A 25594-nucleotide genomic window follows, 5' to 3' on the forward strand; every position below is an offset into this window, starting at 1 on the left:
GATTGCTCTACTTTATCAGCGAGAATGCCGACAAGCGCTCAAGAAAGGCGTAGGCTTATACAGTGTGCGATGGCGAACCGTTATCCCGGATCGCGCCGCCGGATACAGCGGCACTTCTTGCACGAGACAACATTACTCACGGGAGAGGAAGTCGCTTTGGCAGAGCGCTCGGAAACCACCTCACAGGATGGTTCCGCAGAAGATTTTGGTGCGAACGCTTGGCTTGTCGATGAGATGTACAAACAGTACATTGTCGACAAGAACTCGGTAGATGCGGCCTGGTGGCCAACGCTCGAGAAGTATGCGGCGTCGCAGGCAGCAGTTCAAGCGCAGGCTGCGCCCGCAGCCGCAGCTCAGACTGCCCCGCCGCCCGCGGCGGCGACTCCCCCGGCCCAGGCGGCGCACGCCGCGCCCAGCACCGGCCCAGCAACGCAGCCGGCTCGCACAACGAATGTCGCGCCGCGCACCACCCCCATTCCCGCCGACGCGCCGCGCAAGCCTTCGGCAGCGGCGCCCGCAGCTGATGAGGCCCAAGACGAGTTCTCGGTGTTCAAGGGCATGGCTCGCACGCTCTCGAAGAACATGGACGCGAGCCTCACCGTTCCCACGGCTACGAGCGTGCGCACGGTTCCCGCGAAGCTGCTCATCGATAACCGCATCGTCATCAACAGTCACCTGCGCCGCAGCCGCGGCGGCAAGGTGTCGTTCACGCACCTCATCGGCTGGGCGCTGATTCAGGCGCTCAAGGCCCACCCGGCGCAGAACGTCTTCTACACCGAGGTCGACGGCAAGCCGGGCGTCGTTGTGCCCGCTCACGTCGGGCTCGGCATCGCCGTCGACGTGCAGAAGGCAGATGGCACCCGCTCGCTGATGGTGCCGGCGATCAAGTACGCCGAGACCCTCGACTTCAACGAGTACCTCGCCGCCTACGAAGACCTCGTGAAGCGCTCGCGCGACAACAAGCTCACGGCGAACGACTTCCAGGGCACCACGATCTCGCTCACCAACCCGGGCGGCATCGGCACGGTTCACTCGGTTCCTCGACTCATGAACGGTCAGGGGTCGATCATCGGTGCTGGCGCACTCGAGTACCCAGCCGAGTTCCAGGGTGCCTCCGAAGAGGTCCTCGCGAACCTCGGCATCTCGAAGACGATCACGCTCACGAGCACCTACGACCACCGCGTCATTCAGGGCGCGGGCTCGGGTGAGTTCTTGAAGTACGTGCACGAGCTGCTCGCGGGCGGCCACAACTTCTACGAAGACGTCTTCGCGGCCCTGCGCATCCCGTACAAGCCGATTCAGTGGGCGAAAGACATTCACGTCGACGTGTCTGGCGCGATCGGCAAGTCGGCGCGCGTACAGGAGCTCATCAACGCGTTCCGCGTGCGCGGCCACCTCATGGCCGACGTCGACCCGCTCGAGTACGTGCAGCGCACCCACCCCGACCTCGAGATCGAGAACCACGGGCTCACGTTCTGGGATCTCGACCGCGAGTTCGTGACGGGTGGCATCGGCGGCAAGCCGACGATGAAGCTCCGCGACATTCTCGGCGTGCTGCGCGACACGTACTGCCGCAAGATCGGCGTCGAGTACATGCACATCCAAGACCCCGATGAGCGGCTGTGGCTGCGCAACCAGCTCGAGGTCGACTACGCAAAGCCGAGCTCAGAAGAGCAGCTTCGCGTGCTCGAGAAGCTCAACGAGGCCGAGGCCTTCGAGACCTTCCTGCAGACGAAGTACGTCGGCCAGAAGCGCTTCAGCCTCGAGGGCGGCGAGTCTGTCATTCCCCTGCTCGACGCGATGCTCATCGACGCGGCCGAAGACGGCGTCGACTCGGTCGACATCGGCATGGCCCACCGCGGCCGGCTGAACGTGCTGTCGAACATCGCGGGCAAGACCTACGGCCAGATCTTCCGTGAGTTCGAGGGAACGGCGCAGAAGACCGGCTCGGGCGACGTGAAGTACCACCTCGGCACCTCCGGGGTGTTCACCGCCCCGAACGGCACCCAGGTGCCGATTCACCTCGCGGCGAACCCCTCTCACCTCGAGACCGTCAACGGCGTGCTCGAGGGCATCGTTCGCGCGAAGCAAGACCTCAAGCCGATCGGCTCGTTTACCACCCTCCCGATTCTCATTCACGGCGACGCCGCGATGGCGGGCCAGGGCGTGGTCTACGAGACCCTGCAGATGTCGCAGCTGCGGGGCTACCGCACCGGCGGCACCGTGCACATCATCATCAACAACCAGGTCGGCTTCACGACGCTACCGTCTGATTCGCGCACGGGCATCTACTCCTCCGACGTTGGCAAGGTGGTGCAGGCACCGATCTTCCACGTGAACGGTGACGACCCCGAGTCGGTTGTGCGCGTCGCGCAGCTCGCCTACGAGTTCCGTCAGAAGTTCCACAAAGACGTCATCATCGACCTCATTTGCTACCGCCGCCGCGGGCACAACGAGGGCGACGACCCGTCGATGACGCAGCCGCTCATGACCGACCTCATCGAGGCGAAGCGTTCGACCCGTCGGCTCTACACCGAGGGTCTCGTCGGCCGCGGTGACATCACGCAAGAGCAGTACGAGACCGCAAAGCAAGATTTCCAGAACCGCCTCGAGCAGGCGTTCATGGAGACCCACGCTGCGCAGACTGGTTCTATCCCGGTCATCGATCAGTCGGGCATCGCCGAGCGCGAGGAGCCCGGCCAGATCACCGGCGAGTCGCTCGACACCGCGGTTGCGGCAGAGGTTGTGCACCGCATCGGTGACGCACACGAGAATGTGCCCGAGGGGTTCACCGTGCACCGCAAGCTGCAGCAGCTGCTTGCCAAGCGCAAGGAGATGAGCCGTTCGGGCGAGATCGACTGGGGTTTTGGCGAACTGATTGCGCTCGGCTCGCTGCTCATGGAGGGCACCCCGGTGCGCTTCGCCGGGCAAGACGCACGCCGCGGCACGTTCACGCAGCGCCACGCCGTCTTCCATGACCGGCAGAACGGCCAGGAGTGGCTGCCGCTGTTGAACCTGTCTGACGACCAGGCACGCTTCTGGATCTACGACTCGCTGCTCTCGGAGTATGCGGCACTCGCCTTCGAGTACGGCTACTCGCTGCAGCGCGAAGATGCCCTCGTGCTCTGGGAAGCCCAGTTCGGTGACTTCGTGAACACCGCGCAGGCCGTGATTGACGAGTACGTTGCCGCTGCCGAGCAGAAGTGGGGTCAGCAGGCCTCGCTCGTCATGCTGCTGCCGCACGGGTACGAGGGCCAGGGCCCCGACCACTCGTCGGCGCGCATCGAACGATTCCTGCAGCTGTGCGCGGAAGATAATATGATCGTGGCGCGCCCGTCAACGCCCGCGAACTACTTCCATCTGCTGCGACGCCAGGCCTACGCTCGCCCGCGCAAGCCGCTCGTCGTGTTCACCCCGAAGTCGATGCTGCGCCTGCGCGGCGCGACCTCGAGCGTCGAAGATTTCACGACCGGCACGTTCCAACCGGTGATCGATGACCCCAACGTCACCGATCGCAGTGCGGTGCAGCGCGTCATTCTCACCTCTGGCAAGGTGTACTACGATCTCGAGGGCTCGCTGCAGAAGAACCCCGACTCACGCGTTGCCATCGTGCGCGTCGAGCAGTACTACCCGATGCCGGTGATTGACCTCACGCGCATCATCGCCACCTACCCGAACGCCGAGCTGGTGTGGGTGCAAGACGAGCCGGAGAACCAGGGCGCTTGGCCCTTCATCTCGCTCGTGCTCGCGAAGCACCTCGCGAACGACCGCATTCGTGTGGTGTCACGCGCGGCATCGGCTGCGCCGTCGACGGGCTCCGCAAAGGTGCACGCGATCGAGCAGGAGGACCTGCTGGCTCGCGCGCTGCGGTTCGAATAAACAGTCACAGGGGAATCACGAATGACCACATGGCGCATGCCAATCGAGGGCGAGCCGCAGGAGCGAATCTGGCTTGCCTGGCCCACTTCGGGCTACACGCTGGGCGACACGGAGACCGAGGTCGAGGAGGCCCGCTCCACGTGGGCCGCAGTCGCGAACGCTGCGAGCGAGTTCGAGCATGTGACCGTGGTCGTGAACCCCGGCGACGAGGCGATCGCTGCCCGATATCTTTCGGGCCAGATCGATCGCCTCGTCGCCCCCCTCAACGATGCCTGGATGCGCGACATCGGGCCGAGCTTCGTGATCGGCGATGACGGCTCGCTCGGAGCCGTGAACTTTAGGTTCAACGGCTGGGGTGGTCAAGACTGGGCCGAGTGGGGCAAAGATCAGCACATCGGCAAAATCGTCGCCGAGGCAGCCGGGGCGACGCTCGTCGACTCCGAGATGACGAACGAGGGCGGCGGCATTCAGGTCGACGGCACCGGGCGCGTGGTGCTCACGGAGACTGTGCAGCTCGACCCTGGCCGCAACCCGGGGTGGACGAAGGCGCAGGTCGAAGCTGAGCTCGCCCGCACCATTGGCACCGATCGCGCGATCTGGCTCCCCCGCGGCCTCACCCGCGACCACGACACCTTCGGCACTCGCGGGCACGCAGACATTCTCGCGGCATTCACCACGCCAGACATGCTGCTGATGCACCGCCAAGACGCCGAGTCGCACCCCGACCACGAGATCGCGCGGGCAAACCGCGAGGTCGTGGAGCGTTACCGCGACGATCGTTCAGATCAGTTCGAGATTGTGGATCTCCCGGCGCCCGAAACCCTGCGCGATCACGAGGGCTTCGTCGATTACAGCTACATCAACCACCTCGTACTCAATGGCGGCGTGCTCGCGTGCGCGTTCGGCGACCCCGCCGACGACCGCGCGGCTGGCGTGCTGCGCGAGGCCTACCCTGGTCGCGAGGTCGTCGCGATCGACGCGCGGCCACTGTTTGCGCGCGGCGGCGGCATTCACTGCATCACCCAGCAGCAGCCGAAGCTGTAGCCGCAAGGGCGATCCGCCCACCCCCAACCTGTACAATGTCACATGATAATGTTCGGGGCGCAGCGTTGCGCGCGTCGCGATCCACCCACCGATAAGGAACGATAGATGACCGAGAGCACTCTCACCCCCGAGCTCGAGGCCGTAGTCGCCGGCGCGGCAGCAGCCGCCCCGGCCTACGCGGCGCTCACCCCGGCCGAGCGCGCCCGCGTGCTCGTGGCGCTGGGCGACGCACTCGAGGCCGCAAAGCCGCGCCTCGTCGAGATCGCAGCCCGCGAAACCGGCCTCACCGAGGCACGCCTGAACGGCGAGGTCACCCGCACCGCCGTGCAGCTGCGCCTGTTCTCGGAGACCGTCATGGATGGCTCATACCTTGATGCCCGCATCGACTACGCAGACCCCGAGTTCGTGCTCGGCCCGCGCCCCGACATTCGCCGCACACACGTGCCGCTCGGGCCGGTCATCAATTTCTCGGCCTCGAACTTCCCCTTCGCTTTCTCCGTGCTCGGCGGCGACACCGCCTCGATTCTCGCCGCCGGCTGCCCCGTCATCGTGAAGGCGCACTCCGGCCACCCCGAGCTCTCCGACGCCACCGCCGAGGTCGCGCGCGAGGCGCTGCGCTCCGTCGGCGCCCCCGAGGGCGTGTTCAACCTCATCCACGGCCGCGAGGCGGGCGTCGCGGTACTCAAGGACCCGCGCGTGAAGGCCGGTTCGTTCACCGGCTCGATCGGCATCGGGCGCCTGCTCACCGACATCGCCGCCGCACGCCCCACCCCGATTCCGTTCTACGGCGAGCTCGGTTCGGTGAACCCCGTATTCATCACCGCCGACGCCATCGCGGAGCGCGCAGATGAGATCGCTTCGGGCCTCATCACGAGCGTCTCGGGCTCCGCTGGCCAGCTCTGCACGAAGCCGGGGTTCATCTTCGTGCCCGCCGGATCCGCCCTCCCCGCCGCAGTGGCCGCGGCCGCGAGCGAGCTGCCCGAGCACCGCCTGCTCGACCCGCGCATCGCGCAGAGCTTCAACGAGCGCCGCGACGCGATTCTCGGCACCGCTGGCGTCACCGCCGTCATTCCCGGCGGCGTGCGCTTCGACGATGCCGGGCACGGCTGGGCCTCGCCCACCATTGTCAGCGTCTCGCTCGCCGACTTCCGCGCGGGGCACCAGAGCCTCGTCGAAGAGGCCTTCGGCCCACTCACGATTCTCGTCGAGACCCCGGCCGGCACCGACCTCGCGGCACTCATGCCCGAGTTCTACGAGGGCAACCTGTCGGGCACGATCCACATCGGCGCTGCAGAGGCGACCGGCACCACCGCGAACGCCGGCGAGCTGCGCGCGCTCGTCACCGCGCTCTCGAAGCAGGTCGGCCGCGTGCTGTTCAACGGCTGGTCGACCGGCGTCGCAGTGACTCCCGCGCAGCAGCACGGCGGCCCGTGGCCCGCGACGAGCAACGACGCGGGCACCTCGGTCGGCACCTCGGCGATCAAGCGCTTCCTTCGCCCGGTCGCGTTCCAGAACGTGCCCGCCGCGTTCCTGCCAGAGGCGCTGCGCGACGAGAACCCGCTGGGCGTGCCGCAGGCAATTTCGCCTGCCGGTCAGTCGGGCGACTGGGGCAGCCAGTACCGCGGATAGCACCTGCCGAGCTGCTGCGCAGGCGTCACTGGGGTGCGTTCGCGTTCGCCGGCTCACCCGCGCGCGGCGCGCCGCCCTGCCACCCGCTTCATCGATGCGGCTCACTCTTCGGAGTGGGCCGCATCGCCCGTTTCGGGGCCCAACAGCCAGGGCCCGCCCCCTAGACACTACCTTGTACCGCATGATAGCTTGTGACGCATGCTAGATGACGTCACCACGCAGCTCCGCCGGGGCGTCGTCGAGTTCTGCGTGCTGGGTCTGCTCGCCCGCTCACCCATGTACGGCTGGCAACTTGCAGCTGCACTCACCGAGCGCGATCTCATTGCCAGCATCGGCACACTGTACCCACTGCTCGGGCGGCTGCGCGACCGCGAGCTCATCGTCGCGTTCGAGCAGCGGAACGAGGGGCAGCAGTCTGCACCGGGCGGGCCAACGCGAAAGTACTATCGGCTCACTCCGCTCGGCGAAGAGCACCTCGCGCGCTTTCGCGCACAGTGGCGGCCCTTCACCCAGAGTGTTTCCGAGATCATTGAAGAGGGGAAGACACGATGACTACCAGCCAGCCGACTCCGCACACCGCGGAGAGCCTGTGCGCGAGCTACCTTGCCCAGCTCGACAACGCAATCGCCGAGCTGCCCCACGGCCTCGCTGTCGAGCTCCGCGCGGGCGTCGCTGAAGAACTCGCGGGGCTCGACCTCGCGGCGGTTCAGCAGCGCATCGCCGCGTTGGGCTCCCCCGAGTCTGTCGCCAGGGCCGCGCTCGACGCGAGCCTCGGCGCGGAGTTCGTGCCCAGGCCTGTCAGTGCCCCGGCCCCGCAGGTAACGATCGTTGCGCCTCAGCCGCTCCCCCTCACCGAAACCCGAGGCTACGCGATCGCCGCTGCCCTCGCCATTGGGGGCGGCGGCCTTGTCGTTCCGTTCGCCGGGTGGGTGGTCGGCTGCGCCCTCGTCAGTACGAGCAAGCTGTGGCGCACCTCTGAAAAGCTATGGGCCATAACCTTCCCGTTCATCACCGTTGCCATCGCTTGGTTGGTGTCGCTGCTCGGCAGGGTGTTCGCAGAAGCGGGCTCGACCCCCGCTACACTGAGTCTTCGCTACGCAGACCCGGCGCCGGTAGACCCCACCGTGAATCCGCTCCTCCCTGCCTTCTACGACTCAGCCTGGTCAGCCGTCTTTCTCGTTGCGATCGTGGTTGCACCGCTCACCGGAGTCTGGCTACTGACGAGGCTCAGAGGGCGCCGTTCGGCGGCCGACACCCGACGTTAGCCCGTTCTCAGCGTGTTCACGGGCATTCACCAACTCTTCCTAGGCTGATGGGATGCAGATAGGTTAGCCTGAGGCTATGAGCACCAAGAGCACCGCACCCAGCCCCCGAATTCGTCGCGGCCTTGCCGCCTCCGCACTGCTCGGCGCCGCAGCACTCGTGCTCACGGCGTGCGCCGGCAGCCCCTCCGTTGCCGACACAACCTGGGGCAAGATCGACACCGAGGGTGAGCCAGCAATGACTTTCACCGCCGACGGCGGCGCCCACGGCTCCGATGGTTGCAACATTGTCAACGGCAAGTGGACCGAAAAAGACGGCAAGGTTATGCTCAGCCAGCTCGCCTCGACGATGATGTTCTGCGAGGGCGTCGACACCTGGCTCAGCCAGGCCGCGACCGCTGTGGCGAAGGGCGACACCATCACCTTTAACGATGAATCTGGCAAGGAAATTGGCTCGCTGACAAAGGCTGAGTTCACGGCCCCCGAGTAACATACAACAAGCAGAGGGCAAGCAGAGGGCAAGCAGATCGGCTCGCTCGAGCAGACAGGCTTCACGCCATCGAATGAACGCGGCTGCGCAGCAGCGTTCGCCGCGCATCATTTCGCCCCGCTTCCAAGGGTGATGTCATACACTTCGTGTCATGAACACGCAGTCAACACGCTCCAACCGGCTAATCGGTGTGCTCCTCACCGTGTGCGCAGCGACGGTGGCGCTGGCGGGCTGCGCGAGCTCGGCCCCGTCGATTGACGGTGCGGTCGGCGGGGATAGTGCCGCTACCGACAACCCCGGCTCCGGGGCACCTGCGGTCGAGAACACCTCGTGGGGAGCGCAAGGCGTGCCCGGCGAACCGTCCATGACCCTCACCGCAGAGGGCCTGGCCGTTGGCAGCGACGGCTGCAACACCCTCAGCGGGCAGTGGCGTTCGAAGGGCACCACCCTTGAGTTCGTGGAGATAGCGGCGACAGAGGCGTTTTGCGCCGACGTCGACACGTGGCTCTTGGCGCTCGCTACCGCAACCGTGGCGGGCGATACGATCACCTTCAGCGACAGCAGCGGCACTGAGATCGGTTCACTCCAGCAGACCGAGTTCAACTCGCCCAGGTAGCCTCACGCCTCCGGCATCGCCCCGCAATATGGCAGTTGTTGTCGCTTCGCCGCGGCCCAGGCGACAACAACTGCCACATGCGGGCTGCCCGACGATGCCCGGCGCCGCACTCACAGGCGGGCGGGGTGTGGATCGCCGATCCACACCCCGCCCGCCCCGCGTCAGGCCGCGCGAACGAACGTCGCCGGCCCGAGCGACCACCCGACCTACCAGGCGACCGCGAGTGCCACGTTCAGCACCGAGAGCCCGAGAATCGCGCCGAGCACGCCGCCCGAAACGGGCTGCTTCTTCTTGTTCACGAGCGCGAGCACGATAATCGCGACGAGCACGAGCGTCTTCACGCCGATCTTCGCGTTGTTCGGGCCGTCGCCGTCGCCAGCGTACATCATGCCAACGAGGCCGAGGCCGGTGGCGAGCATAAGCCACGAGCTGTGCAGAATGCCGCCCGAGATCTTCGCGGCGCCCTCCTTCACCTTCGGCAGCTGCGCGATCGCCGAACCGGCGACGCCAGCAAAGCCAACGATGTGCAGGATCAGCAGGATATTGCGAATGATTTCCATGTTCTTTCCCCCTTCAGTGAGTGCGGTTGTGTGTGAGTGTCGGCCTCAGGCCGGAACGTCTGTGGGGCCTAGTGGAAGAAGTGCCGCTCGCCAGTGAAGTACATCGTCACGCCCGCAGCGCGAGCGGCCTCGATGACCTCTTCGTCGCGCACCGACCCGCCTGGCTGCACGACCGCGCGCACGCCAGCGTCGAGCAGCACCTGCAGCCCGTCGGCGAACGGGAAGAAGGCGTCTGACGCAGCAACAGAGCCCGAAGCGCGATCGCCAGCGCGCGACACCGCGAGGCGGCACGAGTCGACGCGGTTGACCTGGCCCATGCCGACGCCGACCGAGGCGCCGCCGTTCGTGAGCAGAATGCCGTTCGACTTCACCGCGCGGCAGGCGCGCCACGCAAACTCGAGCTCGGCGAGCGTCTCGGCGTCGGCGGCATCGCCCGCTGCGAGCGTCCACTCGCTCGCGGGGGTGAACTGGGTGTCGGTGTCTTGAATGAGGAAGCCGCCTGAGACCTGCTTCAGCTCGACCGGGTTCTGCGCGTAGCCCTCGGGCAGCACGAGCAGGCGCACGTTCTTCTTCTGGGCGAGAATCGCGAGCGCCTCGGGCTCGAAGCCCGGCGCGATGATGACCTCGGTGAAGATCTCAGAAACGGTCTTTGCCATGCCCTCGGTGACGACGCGGTTCGCAGCGATCACGCCGCCGAACGCCGAAACGGGGTCGCACGCGTGGGCGAGTTCGTGGGCAGCGGCAATCGGATCCGTCGCGCCCTCGGGTGCCACCGCAACGCCGCACGGGTTCGCGTGCTTGATGATCGCGACCGCCGGGCGCTCGTGGTCGAACGCTGCGCGCAGCGCGGCATCGGCGTCGACGAAGTTGTTGTACGACATTTCCTTGCCGTGCAGCTGAGTCGCCTGTGCAATGCCGACGCCCTCGCTCTCGCTGAACAGCGCCGCGCGCTGGTGGCTGTTCTCGCCGTAGCGCAGCACCGATTCGCGCAGCCCGAAGACCTCGTAGCCGACGTAGCCCTCGCTCGTCGCGAAGATCGCGCTGACGTCGTCACCCTCTGGCTCGTCGCCCGCGGTGAGCTCGGCGGTGGCGTCATCCCAGCCAGCGTCCTGCTGATCGAGGAACCAGTTCGCGACCGCCCCGTCGTACTGCGCGGTGTGCACGAACGCGTCGGTCGCGAGCGAGCGGCGCAGCTGCAGCGTCGTTCCGCCAGCCTGCACCGCGGCGATGACCTCGTCGTAGCGGCCCGGCGAGACGACGATAGCCGCGTTCGCGTGGTTCTTTGCGGTCGCGCGCACCATAGCCGGGCCACCAATATCGACGTTCTCAACGATGTCGGCGGCAGGCTTGCCAGCCGCAACGGTCTGCTCGAACGGGTAGAGGTTCACGACGACGAGCTCGAACGGCGCGAAGCCGAGCTCCTCCAGCTGCGCGCGGTGGTCGGCAAGCCTGAGGTCGGCGAGCAGGCCCGAGTGCACGGCGGGGTGCAGCGTCTTCACGCGGCCGTCGAGCGCCTCGGCGAAGCCGGTCACCTCGGCGACGTCGGTGACCGGGTGGCCCGCTTCGCGAATCGTTGCGGCCGTCGAGCCCGTCGACACGATTTCAACGCCTGCAGCTGAGAGCGCCGCGGCGAGGTCGAGCAGCTTCGTCTTGTCGCTCACCGAGATGAGCGCGCGCTTCACCTCGATGAGGTCGCGATGCTCGTACAGACTCGGGTCGTGGCTCTGGACTGCCATGGGGCTCCTTGGGTGCTACTCGGTGTGGGGTGTGCTGGGAAAGCTCTTGGTGGTGGTCTGCGCTGAGCGGGGTGCGGGGCGTGCCGTGGCGGATCCGCGGGCGCTGGCGAGCCCCCGCCCGCTGGCGAGGCGCTACCCCGTCGCCGCGGGCTTCGTGGCGGGGGCGCTAGCGGCGGTGCCGGTTGCGGCGGTGCTGGTTGCGTCGCTGGCTGCGGTGCTGGCGGCGGCGGCGAGGTCGAGCGACCCGTCGGCGATGGCACGCACGGTGTCGACGAGCAACGGGCGCTCCTGCTGCTTGATGCGCTCGTGCAGTTCGGCCTCGGTCTCGCCCGCGCGCACGGCGACGGTGGCCTGGCGCAGCACGGGGCCGGTATCGACGCCCTCATCGATGATGTGCACGGTGACGCCCGTCTCCGTGGCCCCGGCCGCGAGCGCGTCGCGCACCGCGTGGGCCCCGGGGAAGAGTGGCAGCAGCGCCGGGTGCGTGTTAATGAGCCCCGGCGAGAACTCTGACACGAACCCGGCCGGCAAGATGCGCATGAGCCCGGCGCTCACGACGAGGTCGACGTCGTGCTCGCGAATAGCGGCGGCGAGCGCCGTGCCCCATGCTGCGCGGTTCGGGTGGTCTGCCGGCCGCACGACGAAACTTTGAATGCCGGCGTCGGTTGCGTATGCCAGCCCAGCGGCGTCGGTATCGGCACCGACGCAGACGATCTTGGCCGGGAAACCGGGGTGCGCTGTTGCCTCGATGAGCGCCTTCAGATTACTGCCGCCACCGGAGATGAGCACCGCGAGTTTCAACACTCAGCCAGTCTACCGGCTGTCGCTGGGCGCCCTGACGCGTTGCGGCTGCGCCCTCTCTGACCTGACCGGGTGGTCAGTGTGCAGGCTGCACCGCTACTCACCGGAGATAGGCTGCAGTCATGCATCTTCACGAACTGTTTGGGCTGAACGGCAAGACCGCGCTGGTGACCGGAGGGAGCTCCGGCATCGGGCGCGCGATCGCCGAGGCCCTGGCGGCGGCCGGAGCCCGCGTTGTCGTCGCGGCGAGAACGGAGCAGGCGATTTCAGCCGCGGTCTCCGAGATGTCGGCAAGCGCCGCGGTTCAGGCCTCGGGCGGCTCGGCCGTTGGCATCACGGCAGACCTCGGCAGCAGGGCAGGCGCTCATGCTCTCGCCGACTCCATGCTCGCGCTCGAGCCCCTCGGCGACGACACCGGCGGCGGGGCAGACATCGTCGTGAACTCCGCGGGCATCAACCTTCGGCCGCCACTCGGTGAGCTCACCGAGGCTGATTGGGATGCCACCATGGCGGTCAACCTCGACGCGCCGTTCGTGCTCGGCCAGCGCCTCGCGCCCGCCATGGTGGAGCGCGGGTATGGCCGGTTCATTCACATCAGTTCGCAGCAGGCTCACCGGCCCTTCGCCGCGAGCGGCGCCTACGGGGTGTCGAAGGCGGGCGTCGAGGCGCTCGCCCGGTCCCAGGCCGAGGCGTGGTCGGCCAGTGGCGTCACCGCGAACGCGCTGATTCCGGGGTTCGTGCAGACGAAGCTCAACGAGCGGCTGAGCTCAGACCCGGCCACGGTCGCCGCACTCGCGGCTCGCACCCTCGTCGGCCGCAACGGGCGCCCAGACGACTTTGCCGGGGCAGCCGTCTTCCTCGCGAGCCCGGCATCCGCCTACGTGACGGGGCAGTCGATCGCGGTCGACGGTGGTTTTTCAGTGCACTAGCGGCGGTCCAGTACCGGCCCAGGCTTCTCCCCCAACCGTCAGCACTCAATATGCGATCGGCCGCCCCTAGCAGCAACCCAGCCCGTGCTCACCTATCCTGCGCAGATCAGCTATCTACCGCAGCTGCAAGCGAGGGGTTCGAGTGCTTTCTGGCACCAGACCATGCCTCTAGCGGGAACGACCCGACTATTGCGCGTCTTCTTTCACGGTAATGCGTTTCGACCACCCCTGCTATACACCAGCAGGCGCGATGACTCTTCTGTCCACCACCGAGCCAGGGCGCACCTGGGTCCGCTTCCATCGGCCCAGCGGTCTGCTCCGACACCAACCTCGTTCCGCCCGCGGCGCCCCGGGCCCACCCGCCCCGCCGCGTGGCGGCGCTGCGGGAACCACCTCCCCGGGATACCCGCCCCACACGTCGCGCGCCACCAATTGGCCCCATCGCAAAACCGCAGCCCCCAGCACCACCGCAGCACCACACAGCCCTGCACCCAATATGCGATTCGCCGTAGAACGCGCCGATCCGGCGCAATTTCCCCGGTCTCCGGCTGTTTACCTATGCACCGCAGACAGACAGGGGCGCTACGCGACGTGCACGATCTCGTTCACCCGGGCGAGTGGCTGACTGACGGCGAAGTGCGCCGCCTCCTGCGAGGCCCAGTTCTCCCAGTGTGGCGCGAAGGTCTCACCGTCGCGCGCGAGCGCTCGCGCTCGGCGAAGCGGCGCGGGGCACTCGACCCACACCGCGTAGCTGGCACCAAGCCCGGCGGGGGCACCGAGCCCGCTAGCGGCACCGAGTGCCGCGGCGCTCAGCGACCCGCAGCCTTCGATGATTATCGGGGCCGCGAGATCGAGCACGACCTCGGGGGTGAAAGTCTCCGCATACCAGTCGTAGCGCCGGTACACCCCCGTGCGCAACAGCCCGGCGACGGCGGCGCTGCCGGCCGCGAGGCCGTCCCACCCAGGGTAGAGCTCGTCCATACCAACGACCTGTGGCGCGGGGCAGCCCGATCTCACAAGCTCCGCCGCGAGCCCATCGGCGAGCGTGGTCTTCCCCGAACCCGAGCGGCCGTCAATAAACACGACCCGCGGCCATCGAGCCCGGCCGGCGTTCAGCGCGATGCGGGCCGCCAGCCGAGCGGCCAAGCCTCCCGCGACCACACCAGCACCAGCACCAGCACCCGCGACCACACCAGCACCAGCAGCTCCCCCGCTCACTCGGCGACCAGCCCCTCGCGCATGCGCAGCACACGACCGGCGATGGTTTCGGCCTCGCCCTCGTCGTGTGTCACGAGCATCGCGGTTGTTCCAGTGGCGCGCAGCAGCTCGGCAAGGTCGACGGCGAGCCGGTCGCGCAGCTCCCGGTCGAGCGCCGACAGCGGCTCGTCGAGCAGCAGCAGCCGCGGGCTGGGGGCAAGCGCGCGGGCGAGCGCGACGCGCTGGCGCTGCCCGCCAGAAAGCTCGGTGACGGGCCGCGCACCGAGCTCCGGTAGACCGACGAGGTCGAGCAGCTCGCCCACCCGGGCCTCGCGGGCCTGTCGATTCCAGCGTTTCACTCGCAGCCCGTAGGCGATATTCTCGGCGACGTTGCGGTGCGCAAACAATTGCCCGTCTTGAAACACCAGCCCAAATTCGCGCCGGTGCGCTGGCACCCTGGCAAGGTCTTCCCCGCCCCAGCTCACGGAGCCGCCGGCAAGGGGTTCGAGCCCCGCAATCGCTCGAAGCAGCGTCGACTTCCCACAGCCAGAGGGGCCGAGCAGCGCGACGACCTCGCCGCGCTGCACGTCAAAGCTCGCACCGCGCACGACGGGTTCGTCGCGCCGATAGGCAACCGTCACGGCGCGCACAGCCAGCCCATCGCCACACTCACCACCAGCACCGACAGCACCAGCACCAGCACCAGCACGCGAACCATCTCCGAGCATGTTCACCAGCTTCCCCCTACTCCGCCGTCGACGCGCCAGCGCTCGGCCATCAGCATAATTCCGGCAGCGAGCCCGCCGAGCACGACCGACGCGGCCAGCGCCGCCCCGTAGCTCGCGGGGTCTGGGCTGCCGACCAGCGCGGCAATCGCGACCGGCAGCGTCTGAGCGTCGGGTCGCACGAGAAACGCGGTCGCCCCGAACTCCCCGAGCGAGACCGCAAACGCAAAGCCCAGTGCGAGCCCGGCCGAGCGCCCGAGTAGCGCGAAGTCGATCGTGCGCAGCACCCGAAACGGCGAGGCTCCGAGCATCATCGCGGCCTCCCGGGTGCGCGGGTCGATGGCGCGAAGCACCGGCGTGAGCGTGCGCACGACGAGCGGCAGCGCGACGAGCGCCTGCGCAATCGGTATGAGCACGACCGACGTGCGCAGATCAAAGCCGAGGCCGAGCGGGCGGTGCATCGTGAGCAGCAGCCCGAAGCCGAGCGTCACCGCCGAGATGCCGAGCGGCAGCATTACCGCCGCGTCGTATATTGCGATGCCGCGGCGAAGCCCCTGTGAGCGAGGCCGGCGCGACACGATAAGCGACACGAGCATGCCGAGCGTTACCGCGATCACCGTCGCAACGCAGGCGATGCCAAACGACAGCGCCGCCGAGTCGAACACCGAGCCGTGCAGCGGCGACGACGGGGGCGGGAAGACGAGCGCCCGGTAATTCTCAAACGAGAACCCTCCGCCAACAGCATGCAGTGACCGCCAGACGAGCGCCCCGACCGGGAGCGCGTGCAGTAGCAGCACGGTCGCACCGAAGACGAGCAGCACGGGGGTGTCGCCGCGGCGCGGCGCGCGCACCTCGTCGCGCACCGCCTGGGCGCGTTCGTTGCGCGAGCGCAGGAGCGCCGAGACCGCGAGCGCAAGCGCGACGATTGCGAACTGCACGAGCGACAGCACGGCAGCCGAGCGCAGGTCGAGAAACTGCACGGTGAGGCGATAGATCTCGGTCTCAATGTTCGCGAACTCGCGGCCGCCGAGAATGAGCACGACGCCGAACGAGGTCGCGCAGAACAGGAAGACGAGGGCACCGGCCGAGGCGAGGGCGGGTGCCAGTGCGGGCAGCGTGACCGTGCAGAATACGCGCACGGGGCCGGCTCCGAGCGTGCGTGCGGCCTGCCCTTGGCGGGTGTCGAGCTGTGCCCAGTAACCGCCGACGGTGCGGGCGACGACGGTGACGTTGAAGAACGCGAGCGCGAGCACGACGACGGTGAGCGAGCGATCGAGCCCGAGCCAGTGCAGCGCGCCTCCCGGCCCGTAGAGCGCGGTGAAGGCCACGCCAACGACCACCGCTGGTAGCACGAACGGCACGGTGAGCAGCGCCCGCAGCACCCCGCGGCCGCGAAATTCGAGCCGATAGAGCACGAACGCGGCCGGCACGCCGAGTAGCACGGCAACGAGTGTCGCGAGGCTCGCCTGTGTGAGCGTGTTGCCGAGCACACGCCAGCTGCGCTCGAGCCCGAGCACCTCGGTGATACCGCCGAGGTCAAGCTGGCCACCGCTCGTGAGCCCCGTCGCGACAAGCGCGACAACCGGCCACAGAAAGAAGATGCCGACAAAAACCAGGGGAACGGCCGCAGCGAGCGCCCACGCGAGCGCACCGAGCGGGCGACGGGCCACCGCCGTCACCGCCGTCACCGCCCTCACCGAGGCCTCCCCATGCGAGCGAGCCCCGCTACAGCCCGACGGCGTCGCCGAGGGTTCGCAGCCAGCCGTCGAGGCCCGCCTGAATCTCGGCTGAGCTCAGGTCATGGGCCTGACCGTCAGCGGGCAGCGGCGCGAACTTCGCCCAGCTGCTCGGCAGCTCGATCGACTCATCGACGGGGTACATGTACATCTGGTCGGCGATGCCCGACTGAAACTCCTCCGAGAGCAGGTAGTTCACGACGGCGAGGGCACCCTCCGGGTTCGCGCTGCCCTTGAGCACGCCGGCGAACTCGGTCTGGCTTGAGCAGGTGTCGAGCAGCGCGCGGGTGTTCGAGGCGGTTTCGTCGTCGTTCACCGTGAACGCGGGTGAGGTCGAGTACGACACCACGATGGGCCGGGAGCCGGCCTCGTTCACCCCGCTGAACTCGGTGTTGTAGGCTTCGGTCCACCCCTGCACGATGCGCGCACCGTTGGCCTCGAGGCTCTTCCAGTAATCGACGAAGCCGTCCTCGCCGAACTTCGCGATCGTGGCAATCATGAACGAGGCGCCGGTGCTCGAGCCGGTCGGGTCGAGCAGCACCGCGAGATCTTTGTACTGCGGATCCGCGAGGTCGTCGAACGTTGCAGGCTCAGCAACCCCGTGCTCGGCGAACCAGTCGCTGTCGATATTCACGCAGGTCGCCCCAATGTCGATGGGCACGAGCGGTACCTGCTCGGCGGTTGCCCCATCGAGCTCGGCGGCGATCTTCACGGCCCGCTCCGGGAGCGCGTCGACGGCAACGGGTTCGACAACGTCGTTGTCTATGAGGCGCGAGGCGAAGGTGTTGTCGATGCCGAAGAACGCGTCGGCTATCGGGGCTCCCTTGGTGAGCACGAGCTTGTTCGCGAGCTCGCCGCCGTCGCCAGCAGTCAGCACCTCGACGTCGAAGCCGGTGGCCTTGCTCGCCGCGGCGGCAAAGGCATCGCCGTCGACAAAGCTGTCGTGCACCACGATCGACACCCGTTTGGGGTTGTTGGCTGCGGGCTCGCCGGCGTCGGCAGCGCCGCACCCGGTAAGCGCGAGTACGCCCGCGAGTGGCAACGCGGCGAGCGCGAATACGCGGGTCTTGGAACGCGAGTGTGTACGCATAACGAGAAGAGTCCTTCCTCCGCTGGCATGAACCAGATCAGGTGAAACGGTCAGAGCACGCGTGCTCCCTCTCAGCCCCGCGCGCCGGGACTCCCGTGGATTACTCCCCCAGCCTAGCCCTTGCGGCCAGGCCAGCGCCAACCCTGCCGCTTCGGCTCGGGGTCGGCCTGGGCGTCGAGGTCAACGTTCTCCCACGAATACGCCTCGATGAGCTCTTCGGCGTCGGGCTCGCGGCCCGCTTCGCGGGCTCCGGTCGCGCCCGGGGCCCGCCTCTCGGCCTGCCCGCCGGCGTCATCGTGACCGGCATCGTGACCGGCGTCGTGACCGTCATCGCGACCGGCGTCGTGCTGATCGAACAGCTCGGCCTCTGGCACTGGCGCGCCGGGTCCGTCGGCGCCAAGCACCCCGGCACCAAACGCATCGGTGTCGTACGCATCGGTGTCATCCGCATCGGTGTCGTACGCATCGGTGTCGTACGCATCGGTACCGTACGCATCGGTACCGTACCCCCCGGCAGCGAACCCGTCGGCGCCGCCAGCACTACCGCCACCCACCACGCCGTCGAGCGGCTCGGTGAGCTGGTCGTCGGGGTCAAGTTCCTCGCCGAGCACTCCGATGCCAGCCTCCGAGCCCGATCGGCGCGCGGCCCGAGGCCACAGCCGCGCCACGGGGGCGAGGCGTTCCTCACCAGGCGCCTCCTCACGGTCAAGGCTCGCTCCGCGGTCCGTCCCGGCGCGCTCCCCGACCCGCACTCCACCGGGCACCCCGGCAGGTGCCCCGGCCAGCGCCTCAGCGCCCGCGTCGGGGTCGGTCACGCCTCCGAGGCGCGGGCCGGCCTCGCGCCCCACGCGGATCCGCCTCGCGACGTCTGCGCGCGCCGCGAGCGCGCCGAGAAAGCACCCGAGCCCGAGCTCGGCCGCGGCCAGCCCAGCCCCGAGCCACACCGCTGGGCCGACCTCGGCCAGCCGGCCCGGGCCCAGCGATCCGCTCGCCGCCCAGTTCGCGAGCGCGATCGCCAGCCCTGCCGCGACCGCGGCCCCAACGACCTGCGCCGCGAGCGCCCCAAGCGTCTGCTGCCTGGCCCGCTCGCCGAGCGCGGCCCCGATCGCCACGCCAACGAGCGCGAGCAAGAGCGGCGCAATCACCGCGCCGCTCCCCCACCCCTCGGGTATGGCGGCGAGCACCGGCAGCCCCGGCAGCGGCCCGAGCAGCTGCCCGAACGGCGACGCCGAACTGCCAATTCCAACGGCGAAGCCGGCACCCGTCAGCCACGAACCCGCCCACAACACGAGCACCGGGAGCAGCATCAGCTGCAACACGAACATCAGCAGCGTGCCCCAGAGGTCGAGCTGCAGCGCCTCGGAGGCGCCAACGACGTGGGCGAACCTGCCGAGGAGCGAGGCGGCGAACGCGATGCCCGCAAGACCGAGATAGCCGGCGAGCAGCATCACCGCGAGCCTGAGGGTCTGCCCCGCGCGGTACGCGAATGCGGCGGGGCGCGGCAAGCCGAGCTTCGCGAGTGCGGCCTCGGTCGCCCCGAGCGCCGCGATCCACCAACCGTGCTGTTCGCGCGCCGCGCGAATCACGAAGGCGATCGCCGAGCCCGCGCCGTACACGAGCCCTGCGGCCGCAGCGGCGGCAAACCACCCACCGCGCACGAGCGGCGCGAGCGAGGCGACCACGCCGGCGACCGCGCCGAACCCCAGTGCCCCGCCGAGCACGCCGGCGGCCCCGGCGCCGCCGCGGCCCCCGAACCGCCACCCGGCGCGCGCCGCGAAGCCGACGGTCACGAGCGTGATGCCGAGCGGCGCGAGCGAGAGCGTGAAGGCGAGTGCCTCGGGGCCGAAGCCGAGCAGCTGCATCGTCTCGGGCGAGAGCTCGACGCCGAGCGGCACGAAGTGCGCGAGCAGCCAGGCCGCGCCCGCGCCCGCGAACACGTCGGCGGGCTCGGCACCCAGGTCGAACGCGAGCCACCACACGAGAAAGGCGACGGCGGCGGCAACCAGCAGCGTGGCCAGCGCGACCGCGATGGCCTCAATCGTTGCGACGACCCCGGTCAGTATTGCTCTCATCGCCCCAAAGTCTACCGGGCCGCGCCTGGCACCTACCAGGCGAGCGCGACGCGGCGGTGCGCCTCGAACAGCGGCACGGTCGTGCCCTCCGGCGCGCGGCCGAAGCCGCACTCGGTCGCGACCCCGAAGTCGCGCGAGACATGTGCCTGCGCAGCCGCGATGCGCCGCTCGGCGCCCTCAGCGCCGTCTTCGCGGTGCACGAGGCCGAGGTAGAGCTCGCTTTCGACCGGCAGCTGCAGCCGCGCGAGCGGGGCGAAGTACGCGGCGTCGTCGCGCTCGATCGGCACGGGCAGGTGCAGCCACGTGAGGGGCCGGGCCGTGAGCTCGAGCACCCGGTTAGCGAAGCGGGTGAGCTGCTCGGTGTCGGCAGGCTCGACGAAGTGCTTCTCGGCGACGTCGCCGTAGCACAGGTGCACGCCGGCCTCGACGCCCGCCGGCACCCGGTCGAGCTGCCGCGCGAGCCGCTCGGTCGTGCCGGCCCACACGTCGTCGAACCACTCGAACGCTCCGGCGTGGCCGGTGACCCCCTCGATGATCGCAAACTCGAGCGCCGCGTCCCACTGAATCGCGAGCTTGTCGTGCGGAATCGTCGCGAGAATTTCGTCGAGCTCGCGCGCGAGCGCCGCCTCGTACACTGGCTCGAACGCTGCCCGGTCGGGAGCGGCGACGAGGCTCGCGACGACCGCGAGCGGCGTCGGCAGTGACACCTGGAAGCGGGTGTGCTCGGCGATCACGCCGTCCCGCTGCAGCCGCTCGAACACCTCCCACGACTCGCGCGCCGCGGCCGCGTAGCCCAGCGGCGGCAGTTCGATGCTCGCGGCGTCGACCCCCTCGGCGAGCCGCACCGGCCGAATATCGAGCATGCGCAGCGGAATCGGGGTGTCGCCGACGCGCTCGATGCCGGCGGCCTGGCCGAGCACGTCTGCCTGAAACAGAATCCAGTGAAAGCGCTCGCCAACCTCGCCGTCGGGTATGCGCCGCAGCCGGTCGCCGAGCTGCTCCGCCGCGACCCGCAGCGTCGTCTCGGCGTCGTCGAAGTTGATGCTGCCCACGAGGTGGGCTCCCTGTACCTGGCTCATTGTTCAAGTATGCCGCGCGGGCCCCGCGCGGGGGCGCGTGTTGCGCTCTGTGACTCGGTGGGTTCGCTGCCAGCGGCGGATCCGCGGGCGCTGGCACGCAAGTGGCGCCCCGACACCGTGAGGTATCGGGGCGCCACTTGCAGCGCTGAGGCTGGCAGCCGCTTAGCGCGCGCGGCGGCGCAGGAGCATCAGCCCCGCACCGAGCGCGAGTGCGACGCCGCCGAGCGCGACGGGCAGCAGATTCTGCTCGGAGCCCGAGACAGCGAGCTGCTGGCCCTTCGCGCCGCCCGCTTTCGCCGGGTCCTTATCACTGACGGTGCCGTTGCCGGTGCCGCCCGTGCCACCGGTATTACCGGCGTTACCCGTGTCAGCCGCCGTAACGACGAAGGCCGCCGGGGCCCAGTAGTAGCTGTTCGCACCCTGGAACAGCACTCGGTGGGTGCCGACCGGGGTGTTTGCGGGAACGGTCGCTGACCCGTCAACCGCACCGTTCAACGCGTTCGAGGCGAACGAGCCGAGCGCGGTCGCCTTCGAGTGCAGCGTCACGGTGACCGATTCGCCCGGCACGAAGATGCCCTCCGGGGCGACGAGGCGAACCGCTGCGCCCTGCTTCACCTTGATCGTGCCGACGGCCGCAGGTGGCGCGACATCGATGCCCTGGCCAATGCCCACCCCTGGAAGGTCTGGGCGCGGGGTGAACGGCTTCTTCGCGAAGTCGGTCAGCTTGCCATTCGCGGTGATGCTCTTCACGGTCGCGGTGACGCCGGTGTCGACGAAGAAGCCGTAGCCGATGACGGAGTGGGCTCCCAGCTCCAAGGCGATGTCGTTGATAGGTGCCTGCGAGTTCGCGGCCAGCGCCCCGATTGCGCGGCTCGTCACCCAGTTGCCGGCAGCGGCCATCTCGGGGGTTGCGCGCAGCGTCGTGAAGCCCGCCTCAGACTGTACGGGAACCTGGTACCAGACGTCTGGGCTCGTGGTCTCGATCGCGAGGCCGGTCACGAACTGCGCGACCTGCCAGCTCGAGCTCTCCTCACCGTTCAAGATCTGCGCCTTGCCGCCGACCTTGAGCCCGTCGGGCGTCGACACATAGGTGCCGCCGGCTTCGGCACCGTCGTGCCAGCCAACGTACTCTTCTTCAGTCTCGTACGGGCGAATGCCGGTGTCGAGCACGTACTCGGTCTGCTGCGGCGTCGTGCTCAGCGCGCCGAGCGCGAACGACGTCGTGACGCCATTGACCTCGTAGCTCGAGATCGTCGCCGGCACCTTCTGATCGACGTAGAAGCCGCCAGACAGGTAGGTGAGGTTTCCGGTCAGGCCTGCGAGCAGGTCGTCGAGCGGAGCCTGGGCGTTTCGCCCGAACCCGTTGAATGACTGGCTCGTCGTCCAGTTGCCCGACTCGGCGCCGACCTGCGCGCGAAGCGTCGTCCAGTCGCCGTTGTCGAGCCCGAAGCCGACCTGGTGCCAGACAGGCCCGCCGGTCGACACGACCTTGCTCGACTTGGCGTAGGCGAGCAGCTCACCAACTGCGGGCAGCTCTGTCTCGCCCTTGATGATCTGCGTGTTGCCTGTCACCAGCAGGCCGTCGACGGTCGAGGCGTAGCGCCCGCCCGGCGTCGCGCCCTGGTGCCAGAGAGTGTAGGTGTCTTGTGTTTCCGTGCGCAGAATGTCGTCGGCGGTAATCACCGCGCCCGCCTCCTGCGCCTGGGCGGCCGTGCCGACGAGGCCGAGCCCCGCGACAGCAATTGTCAGCGCGGCAACCGAGCCCGCGATTCGTTTCAACATGTGCGAGATGTCCCCCTTGATAGCCGATCTCGTAAATCGCGTGAAATGCGGCGCACCGCAGCGCCGCCAATTTCCCGCAATGTCGCCAGCCTACTGAGATTGGAGCCTCATAGCTACCGCCAAGTTCGTGCACGAATAGATCTCCGCTTCGGGGCTCCGGCCCCGCCGGCTCTGGGCGCCAGCTGGCACCCCGGCAGTTCCGCAGTTTTCCCTGATCTGGGCATACATTTGGGGCGATGCGCAATCGCGATCGGCGCGCGGTTCCTGGCCGTTCGAACATTCCGGTTCGCCCCGCCGCGCACCCTTTCGAAAACTCCAAACCCCCGGCCGACGGCCTCAGGCCCCGCCGCGGGCTGCCCGCGGGCTACCCGCGGTCCCCGCCGCGGGCTACCCGCGGGCAGCATATGGCGCTTGTTGTCGCCACCCGGCCCGCCAAGCGACAACAAGTGCCATATGCGTCAGCCGAAAAAAGGCGAACCCGCGCCGGCGCAGTGGCGCCGGCGCGGGTTCGCCTGTAAACGCGTTGCGTTTACAGCTGTGCGAACGCCGCGCGCAGCAGCTCAGCGGTCTCGGTTGGGGTCTTGCCAACCTTCACGCCTGCGGCCTCAAGGGCCTCCTTCTTCGCCTGAGCCGTGCCTGCCGAGCCCGACACGATGGCGCCAGCGTGGCCCATGGTCTTGCCCTCGGGCGCGGTGAAGCCGGCAACGTAGCCAACAACCGGCTTCGTCACGTTTGCCTTGATGTACTCGGCCGCGCGCTCCTCAGCGTCGCCGCCGATCTCACCGATCATGACAATTGCCTTGGTCTCGGGGTCGTTCTCAAACGCCTCGAGTGCGTCGATGTGCGTCGTTCCGATGACGGGGTCGCCACCGATGCCGATAGCGGTCGAGAAGCCGAGATCGCGCAGCTCGTACATCATCTGGTAGGTGAGGGTACCCGACTTCGACACGAGGCCGATCGGGCCCTTGCCGGTGATGGTCGCGGGCGTGATGCCCGCGAGCGCCTCGCCCGGGGTGATGATGCCGGGGCAGTTCGGCCCGATGATGCGGGTGTTGCCGCCGGTCGCCTTGGCGTGAGCCCAGAGCTCGGCCGAGTCTTTGACGGGCACGCCCTCGGTGATGATCACGAGCAGGCCGATGCTCGCATCGATTGCCTCGATCGCCGCATCCTTGGTGAATGCCGGCGGCACGAACGCGACCGAAACGTCGGCGCCGGTCGCCGCCATCGCCTCGGCGACGGTCGCGAACACGGGGAGCTCGACGGCGTTGCCGTCGGCGTCAACGTGCGACACGGTCGTGCCGGCCTTGCGGGCGTTCACGCCACCAACAACCTGGGTGCCAGCGGCGAGCATGCGGGCGGTGTGCTTCGTGCCCTCGCCGCCGGTGATGCCCTGGACGATGACCTTGGAATCCTTGTTCAGGAAGATCGACATAGTTCTGTAATTCCTTCTAGTTCCGCAGGGTAGTTCAGCGTGCGTTGGCGAGCTCGGCGGCCTTGTCGGCGCCCTCGTCCATCGTGGCGGCCTGGGTCACGAGCGGGTGGTTCGCCTCGTTGAGAATGCGACGGCCCTCCTCGACGTTGTTGCCGTCGAGGCGAACAACGAGCGGCTTGTTCGCTGCGTCGCCGAGCTTCTCGAGCGCGCCGACGATGCCGTTTGCGACTGCGTCACACGCGGTGATGCCGCCGAAGACGTTCACGAACACCGACTTCACCTGCGGGTCGCCGAGAATCACGTCGAGGCCGGCTGCCATAACCTCTGCCGAGGCGCCACCACCGATGTCGAGGAAGTTGGCTGGCTTCACGTTTCCGTGGTTCTCGCCGGCGTACGCAACGACGTCGAGCGTCGACATCACGAGGCCTGCACCGTTACCGATGACACCGACCTCGCCGTCGAGCTTCACGTAGTTGAGATCCTGCGCCTTGGCTTTGGCCTCGAGCGGATCCTCAGCAGCCTTGTCCTCGAGCTCAGCGTGGCCGGGCTGGCGGAAGTCGGCGTTCTCGTCGAGCGAGACCTTGCCGTCGAGCGCGACGATATCGCCGGCGCCGGTGAGCACGAGCGGGTTCACCTCGACGAGGGTTGCATCCTCGCCGACGTAGACCTCGTACAGCTTCTGGAAGACCGGAACGACCTTCGCGACGAGCTCTTCGGGGAAGCGGGCTGCGCGCGCGATCTCCTCGGCCTTAGCTGCGTCGATGCCACCGATCGGGTCGATCTCGATGCGCGCGAGAGCCTCTGGCTTCTCGACGGCGAGCACCTCGATCTCCATGCCGCCCTCAACGCTGCAGAGCGAGAGGTAAGAGCGGTTTGCGCGGTCGAGCAGCACCGAGAAGTAGAACTCCTCCTTGATATCTGCGCCCGCTGCGACCATCACGCGGTTCACGGTGTGGCCCTTGATATCAAGGCCAAGGATTGCCTGTGCCGCCTCGAACGCCTCGTCGGGGTTCTTTGCGACCTTCACACCGCCGGCCTTGCCGCGGCCTCCGACCTTCACCTGAGCCTTGACGACGACGACGCCACCAAGCTTCTCGGCTGCTGCACGCACCTCCTCGGGGGTGTCAGCGACGATGCCGGGGAGCACCGGCACCCCGTATCGTTCGAAAAGATCGCGTGCCTGGTACTCGTACAGATCCACGTACTGTCCTTCTGCTTGGGATGTTGGGTTACCCGAGGCAAAAATGTCTCGATGTCGAGAGAAATGTCGACCGTTTGCCAGTCTAACACCGCTATGTCACAGGCGCCCGCGCTCGCACCCAGCTCGCGCGCCCAACCCCAGCTCGCCTCGCCTCACGCCCCACCCCACGACGACTAAACCGGTAGCCCCGGGCCTCTATCGCTATCGATTCCGCCAGCTTGAGCCGCCACTTCAGAGGATTTCGCACGATGTCGCCGCGCGTCTCGCACACGCCGCGCCACCCCCATTATGGGTGACGGCTGTGGCGCACCTCCGCTCCAGCTTGAGCCCCCAC

General features: G+C 68.2%; 20 protein-coding genes and 1 riboswitch. Of the genes, 8 read left to right on the forward strand and 12 right to left on the reverse strand.

Annotated features, from left to right (window positions below; all coding sequences use genetic code 11):
• Positions 1–156: 156 nt before the first annotated feature.
• The 7 genes from ABD115_RS15735 to ABD115_RS15765 all read left to right on the forward strand — a co-directional run bounded on the left by ABD115_RS15735 (position 157) and on the right by ABD115_RS15765 (position 8920).
• Complete coding sequence (locus tag ABD115_RS15735) at positions 157–3879, forward strand: multifunctional oxoglutarate decarboxylase/oxoglutarate dehydrogenase thiamine pyrophosphate-binding subunit/dihydrolipoyllysine-residue succinyltransferase subunit (protein ID WP_343962618.1); 3723 nt, start codon at positions 157–159, stop codon at positions 3877–3879.
• A gap of 21 nt (positions 3880–3900) precedes the next feature.
• On the forward strand, positions 3901–4923 hold the full coding sequence (locus ABD115_RS15740; RefSeq protein ID WP_343962620.1) for an agmatine deiminase family protein: 1023 nt from the start codon (positions 3901–3903) through the stop codon (positions 4921–4923).
• A gap of 105 nt (positions 4924–5028) precedes the next feature.
• Entirely contained in the window at positions 5029–6552 is a 1524-nt protein-coding gene (locus ABD115_RS15745; RefSeq protein WP_343962622.1) for an aldehyde dehydrogenase (NADP(+)), read from the forward strand.
• Positions 6553–6750: 198 nt separating this feature from the next.
• The gene (locus tag ABD115_RS15750) at positions 6751–7104 is read left to right on the forward strand and encodes a PadR family transcriptional regulator (RefSeq protein WP_343962624.1); all 354 of its coding nucleotides are present in this window, start codon (positions 6751–6753) and stop codon (positions 7102–7104) included.
• Positions 7101–7817, forward strand: a complete 717-nt coding sequence (locus tag ABD115_RS15755) for an HAAS signaling domain-containing protein (RefSeq protein WP_343962626.1) — start codon at positions 7101–7103, stop codon at positions 7815–7817. The genes ABD115_RS15750 and ABD115_RS15755 overlap by 4 nt, the downstream gene beginning before the upstream one ends.
• A 76-nt stretch (positions 7818–7893) precedes the next feature.
• A complete protein-coding gene (locus tag ABD115_RS15760) occupies positions 7894–8304 on the forward strand; it encodes an META domain-containing protein (protein ID WP_343962628.1) in 411 nt (136 codons plus the stop codon).
• Between the two features lie 151 nt (positions 8305–8455).
• Positions 8456–8920 (forward strand): META domain-containing protein, encoded by a 465-nt coding sequence (locus ABD115_RS15765; protein ID WP_343962631.1) that lies wholly within the window; start codon positions 8456–8458, stop codon positions 8918–8920.
• A gap of 206 nt (positions 8921–9126) precedes the next feature.
• On the opposite strand, the gene ABD115_RS15770 is transcribed toward ABD115_RS15765, so the two are convergent.
• From ABD115_RS15770 to purN, 3 genes are all read right to left on the reverse strand, one after another.
• Positions 9127–9480 (reverse strand): hypothetical protein, encoded by a 354-nt coding sequence (locus tag ABD115_RS15770; protein ID WP_343962633.1) that lies wholly within the window; start codon positions 9478–9480, stop codon positions 9127–9129.
• A gap of 68 nt (positions 9481–9548) precedes the next feature.
• Positions 9549–11216, reverse strand: coding sequence for a bifunctional phosphoribosylaminoimidazolecarboxamide formyltransferase/IMP cyclohydrolase (gene purH, locus ABD115_RS15775; RefSeq protein ID WP_343962634.1), 1668 nt, complete (start codon positions 11214–11216; stop codon positions 9549–9551).
• Between the two features lie 132 nt (positions 11217–11348).
• The gene (purN, locus tag ABD115_RS15780) at positions 11349–12020 is read right to left on the reverse strand and encodes a phosphoribosylglycinamide formyltransferase (protein WP_343962637.1); all 672 of its coding nucleotides are present in this window, start codon (positions 12018–12020) and stop codon (positions 11349–11351) included.
• Positions 12021–12139: 119 nt separating this feature from the next.
• Here purN and ABD115_RS15785 point away from each other — a divergent pair, with 119 nt between their 5' ends.
• Positions 12140–12946, forward strand: a complete 807-nt coding sequence (locus tag ABD115_RS15785) for an SDR family NAD(P)-dependent oxidoreductase (RefSeq protein ID WP_343962639.1) — start codon at positions 12140–12142, stop codon at positions 12944–12946.
• Between the two features lie 582 nt (positions 12947–13528).
• On the opposite strand, the gene ABD115_RS15790 is transcribed toward ABD115_RS15785, so the two are convergent.
• The 9 genes from ABD115_RS15790 to sucC all read right to left on the reverse strand — a co-directional run bounded on the left by ABD115_RS15790 (position 13529) and on the right by sucC (position 25260).
• On the reverse strand, positions 13529–14164 hold the full coding sequence (locus ABD115_RS15790) for a nucleoside/nucleotide kinase family protein (protein ID WP_343962641.1): 636 nt from the start codon (positions 14162–14164) through the stop codon (positions 13529–13531).
• Entirely contained in the window at positions 14161–14871 is a 711-nt protein-coding gene (locus tag ABD115_RS15795) for an ABC transporter ATP-binding protein (RefSeq protein WP_343962798.1), read from the reverse strand. The genes ABD115_RS15790 and ABD115_RS15795 overlap by 4 nt, the downstream gene beginning before the upstream one ends.
• A gap of 2 nt (positions 14872–14873) precedes the next feature.
• Positions 14874–16565 (reverse strand): ABC transporter permease, encoded by a 1692-nt coding sequence (locus tag ABD115_RS15800; protein ID WP_343962643.1) that lies wholly within the window; start codon positions 16563–16565, stop codon positions 14874–14876.
• A 28-nt stretch (positions 16566–16593) separates the two neighbouring features.
• Positions 16594–17694: a thiamine ABC transporter substrate-binding protein gene (locus tag ABD115_RS15805; protein ID WP_343962645.1), complete on the reverse strand. Its 1101-nt coding sequence runs from the start codon at positions 17692–17694 to the stop codon at positions 16594–16596.
• Positions 17692–17801: riboswitch (TPP riboswitch) on the reverse strand. It overlaps the preceding gene by 3 nt.
• A 6-nt stretch (positions 17802–17807) precedes the next feature.
• A complete protein-coding gene (locus tag ABD115_RS15810; protein ID WP_343962647.1) occupies positions 17808–19766 on the reverse strand; it encodes a cell division protein PerM in 1959 nt (652 codons plus the stop codon).
• 32 nt (positions 19767–19798) lie between these two features.
• The gene (locus ABD115_RS15815; protein WP_343962649.1) at positions 19799–20845 is read right to left on the reverse strand and encodes a hypothetical protein; all 1047 of its coding nucleotides are present in this window, start codon (positions 20843–20845) and stop codon (positions 19799–19801) included.
• 162 nt (positions 20846–21007) lie between these two features.
• On the reverse strand, positions 21008–22627 hold the full coding sequence (locus ABD115_RS15820; RefSeq protein WP_343962651.1) for an LPXTG cell wall anchor domain-containing protein: 1620 nt from the start codon (positions 22625–22627) through the stop codon (positions 21008–21010).
• A gap of 529 nt (positions 22628–23156) precedes the next feature.
• A complete protein-coding gene (gene sucD, locus ABD115_RS15825; protein ID WP_343962653.1) occupies positions 23157–24059 on the reverse strand; it encodes a succinate--CoA ligase subunit alpha in 903 nt (300 codons plus the stop codon).
• 34 nt (positions 24060–24093) lie between these two features.
• Positions 24094–25260 (reverse strand): ADP-forming succinate--CoA ligase subunit beta, encoded by a 1167-nt coding sequence (gene sucC / locus ABD115_RS15830; protein WP_343962655.1) that lies wholly within the window; start codon positions 25258–25260, stop codon positions 24094–24096.
• Between the last annotated feature and the right edge of the window lie 334 nt (positions 25261–25594).

The sequence above is a fragment of the Leucobacter albus genome, assembly GCF_039528015.1.
Classification (GTDB): Bacteria; Actinomycetota; Actinomycetes; order Actinomycetales; family Microbacteriaceae; genus Leucobacter; species Leucobacter albus.